Annotated in this window: 5 protein-coding genes; 4 read left to right on the plus strand and 1 reads right to left on the minus strand. The window is 63.8% G+C overall.

Going from position 1 to position 3,888, the window contains the following annotated elements; translation table 11 throughout:
* Positions 1–900, minus strand: a 900-nt coding sequence (locus EN780_RS29110) for a biotin carboxylase N-terminal domain-containing protein (RefSeq protein WP_128276013.1), incomplete at its 3' end; no start/stop codon positions are given.
* Positions 901–1,161: 261 nt separating this feature from the next.
* On the opposite strand from EN780_RS29110, the gene EN780_RS29115 reads away from it, so the two are divergent.
* From EN780_RS29115 to EN780_RS29130, 4 genes are all read left to right on the plus strand, one after another.
* The gene (locus tag EN780_RS29115; protein WP_128276014.1) at positions 1,162–2,289 is read left to right on the plus strand and encodes an S-(hydroxymethyl)glutathione dehydrogenase/class III alcohol dehydrogenase; all 1,128 of its coding nucleotides are present in this window, start codon (positions 1,162–1,164) and stop codon (positions 2,287–2,289) included.
* Between the two features lie 63 nt (positions 2,290–2,352).
* Positions 2,353–2,922 carry an S-(hydroxymethyl)glutathione synthase gene (gene gfa, locus EN780_RS29120; protein WP_128276015.1) on the plus strand — a complete coding sequence of 190 codons (570 nt, stop codon included), beginning with the start codon at positions 2,353–2,355 and terminating at the stop codon, positions 2,920–2,922.
* A gap of 64 nt (positions 2,923–2,986) precedes the next feature.
* On the plus strand, positions 2,987–3,454 hold the full coding sequence (locus tag EN780_RS29125) for a YaiI/YqxD family protein (RefSeq protein WP_128276016.1): 468 nt from the start codon (positions 2,987–2,989) through the stop codon (positions 3,452–3,454).
* Between the two features lie 15 nt (positions 3,455–3,469).
* Positions 3,470–3,888: DUF1345 domain-containing protein (locus tag EN780_RS29130; protein WP_128276017.1), on the plus strand; the 419-nt coding region annotated here is incomplete at its 3' end.

Below are 3,888 nucleotides of genomic sequence, written 5' to 3' on the forward strand. Positions count from 1 at the left end.
GGTCACCGGGTGCTCGACCTGCAAACGCGTATTCATTTCAAGGAAATAGAAGTTCTTTTCGCTGTCGACGATGAATTCCACCGTGCCGGCGCTCTGGTAGTCGACGGCCCTGGCCAGCGCCACTGCCTGCTCCCCCATCGCCTTTCGGGTCGTGGCGTCGAGGAATGGCGACGGCGCCTCCTCGACCACCTTCTGGTTGCGCCGCTGGATCGAGCACTCGCGCTCGCCGAGATAGAGCGCAGTGCCATGCGCGTCGGCCAATACCTGGATCTCGATATGGCGCGGATCGACCACGAACTTCTCGATGAAGATGCGGTCGTCGCCGAACGAGCTTTTCGCTTCCGAGCGCGCCCGATCGAAGCCGTCGCGCACTTCCGCCTCGCTCCAGGCGATGCGCATGCCCTTGCCGCCGCCGCCGGCCGAGGCCTTGATCATCACCGGATAGCCGATCTCGCCGGCTATTCTTTCGGCATGGTCGGCGTTCTCGATGACGCCCAGCCAGCCGGGCACGGTCGACACTTTCGCCTCGTTGGCGAATTTCTTCGATTCGATCTTGTCGCCCATCGCCCTGATCGCCTTGGGCTTCGGGCCGATGAAGACGATGCCTTCCTTCTCCAGCGCCTCGCAGAAGGCGGCACGTTCGGAAAGAAAGCCATAGCCGGGATGCACGGCCTCCGCTCCGGTCTGCTTGCAGGCGGCAAGGATCCTGTCGGCGAGCAGATAGCTTTGCGCGGCGGGCGAAGGCCCGATATGCACGGCTTCGTCAGCCATCTCGACATGCACGGCGTCGCGATCGGCGTCCGAATAGACCGCGACGGTGGCAATCCCCATCTTGCGCGCCGTCTTGATCACACGGCAGGCGATCTCGCCGCGATTGGCGATCAGGATCTTCTTGAACATTCGGGCGTCGTTCCTCCGGCGAGAAACCAGTTCTATGGACAATCCCGCCATGGCTCAAGTGGCCGGGCGCCGCGCATCCGCCCTGCCCGGATTGCGAATACCGCGCCGAAAAACGTCGCAAGGAAGTTGGCCGCCGTCGCCGAACTCTGTAGAGTGGCGCGTGGCTCATTGCGGAGGGCTGGCGGGCATTTCGCTTCGCCGGGCAGGCTCAACAAGCCGGCCACATCAGAGATTGTCGATTGCCTTGGGAGGAACTGCCTCATGAAAACGCGCGCCGCTGTTGCTGTCGCCGCCGGAAAGCCGCTGGAGATCATGGAGGTCGACCTCGAAGGCCCGCGTGACGGCGAGGTTCTGGTCGAGATCAAGGCGACCGGCATCTGCCACACCGACGAGTTCACGCTGTCGGGCGCCGATCCGGAAGGCCTGTTTCCGGCGATCCTCGGCCATGAAGGCGCCGGCATCGTCGTCGACGTCGGCAAGGGCGTGACCTCGGTCAAGAAGGGCGACCACGTCATCCCGCTCTACACGCCGGAATGCCGCCAGTGCCCGTCCTGCCTGTCGCGCAAGACCAACCTCTGCACCGCCATCCGCGCCACGCAGGGCCAGGGCCTGATGCCGGACGGCTCGTCGCGCTTCTCGATGGGCAAGGACAAGCTCTTCCACTACATGGGTTGCTCGACCTTCTCCAACTTCACCGTGCTGCCGGAGATAGCGCTGGCCAAGGTCAATCCCGACGCGCCCTTCGACAAGATCTGCTACATCGGCTGCGGCGTCACCACCGGCATCGGCGCGGTCATCAACACCGCCAAGGTCGAGCAAGGCGCCACCGCCGTCGTCTTCGGCCTCGGCGGCATCGGCCTCAACGTCATCCAGGGCCTGAAGCTTGCGGGCGCCGACATGATCATCGGCGTCGACTTGAACAACGACAAGAAGCCGTGGGGCGAGCGGTTCGGCATGACGCATTTCGTCAATCCGAAGGAGGTCGACGGCGACATCGTGCCTTATCTGGTCAACATGACCAAGCGCGGCGCCGACCAGATCGGCGGCGCCGACTACACCTTCGACTGCACCGGCAGCACCAAGGTGATGCGCCAGGCGCTCGAGGCCTCGCATCGTGGCTGGGGCAAATCGGTCATCATCGGCGTCGCCGGCGCCGGCCAGGAGATATCGACCCGGCCGTTCCAGCTGGTCACCGGCCGCACCTGGATGGGCACCGCCTTCGGCGGCGCGCGCGGCCGCACCGACGTGCCGCGGATCGTCGACTGGTACATGGAGGGCAAGATCCAGATCGATCCGATGATCACCCATACGCTGAAGCTCGAAGACATCAACAAGGGCTTCGACCTCATGCATGAGGGCAAGTCGATCCGCAGTGTCGTGGTTTACTGAGGAAGCCGCACGCCGCCGGCCTACCGGCCAGCGACCTCTGTGGTGAAACATGGGAGGAATGGAATGCCGGAAAAACTGCATCCTAGAATCGACAATGGCCTGCCCAAGGAAAGCGCGAGCTTCTCCGGCGGCACGCTGGTCTGCGCCTGCACCAGCAAGCCGGTGAAGGTGAAGGTCAAGGGCCAGATCGCCCACAACCACGCCTGCGGCTGCACCAAATGCTGGAAGCCCGAGGGCGCGATCTTCTCCGTCGTGGCCGTTGCCGGCACCGGCGACGTCACCGTCGTGGAGAATGGCGACAAGCTGAAAGTGGTCGATCCGAGCGCGCTGATCCAGCGCCATGCCTGCACCGGCTGCGGCGTCCACATGCACGGACCGGTCGAGCGCGACCATCCGTTCAAGGGCCTGAGCTTCATCCATCCCGAGCGTTTCGAGGAGGACGGCTGGTCGCCGCCGGGCTTCACCGCCTTCGTCTCCTCGATCATCGAATCCGGTGTCGATCCCAAACGGCTGGACGGCATCCGCGCCCAGCTGAAGTCGATCGGGCTCGAACCCTATGACTGCCTCAACCCCGGCCTGATGGACTACATCGCCACCTGGACCGCGAAGAAGTCCGGCGCCTTGCCGGCCTGACAAGTTCAAGAATTTCTGCCATGGGGCCGGTCAAAACCGGCCCCATGTTCGTTTTGGAGGGACGATGCCCGCACCCATCATCTACGTCGATGCCGACGCCTGCCCGGTCAAGGCGGAGGTCGAGAAGGTGGCGGAGCGCCACGGCGTCATGGTCACCTATGTCTCCAATGGCGGGCTGCGCCCGTCGCGCGATCCGATGATCCGCCACGTCGTGGTATCCAAGAGCGCCGATGCCGCCGACGACTGGATCGTGGAGAATGCACTGTCCAACGACATCGTGGTAACGGCCGACATCCCGCTTGCCGCGCGCACCGTGGCGCTCGGCGCGCATGTGTTGGGCCCGACCGGCCGTCCCTTCACGCCTGAAACCATCGGCATGGCGGTGGCGATGCGCGACCTCAAGCAGCATCTGCGCGAGACTGGCGAAAGCAAAGGCTACAATGCCGGGTTCACGCCGCAGGACCGCTCGCGCTTTCTTGGCGAGCTCGACCGCATCTTGCGGCGGGCGCTGAAATCCGCCACACCGGACTGATCTGGAGGCCGGGCCATGGGTGACGACGACACATCCGTCAAAACGCCGATGCATCCGCATATCCAGTTCGCTTTGTCGGCGGCCATTGGCATTGTCGCTTTGTTGCTGGCCTCGCTGCTGCGCGTGCCGCTCGCCTATTCGATCGGCGCGAATGTCTTTTTTGCCACCTACATCGTTCTCGTCCTCGCCTTGATGCCGAGACTTACCGGCCGCTATCTCAGCAAGAACGCACGCGCTACCGACCTCCCCGTACTGGGTATCTTTGCGGTTACCCTTTTCATCGTCGGCGTCGCCACCGTTTCGCTGTTCCATCTGATCAATCAGCAGGAGGCCGCGCATCCATTCGAGCTCAGCTTCGCCATCCTGTCGATTCCGCTCGGCTGGTTCACGATCCACGCCATGGCCTCGCTCCACTACGCGCATGTCTACTGGAT

It is taken from the genome of Mesorhizobium sp. M4B.F.Ca.ET.089.01.1.1 (assembly GCF_004022605.1).
Lineage (GTDB): Bacteria > Pseudomonadota > Alphaproteobacteria > Rhizobiales > Rhizobiaceae > Mesorhizobium > Mesorhizobium abyssinicae.

Bases quoted from the DNA above. Each gene is read 5' to 3' on its own strand.
- gfa (WP_128276015.1), top strand. From the start codon at position 2,353: ATGCCGGAAAAACTGCATCCTAGAATCGACAATGGCCTGCCCAAGGAA.
- EN780_RS29125 (WP_128276016.1), top strand. From the start codon at position 2,987: ATGCCCGCACCCATCATCTACGTCGATGCCGACGCCTGCCCGGTCAAG.
- EN780_RS29115 (WP_128276014.1), top strand. From the start codon at position 1,162: ATGAAAACGCGCGCCGCTGTTGCTGTCGCCGCCGGAAAGCCGCTGGAG.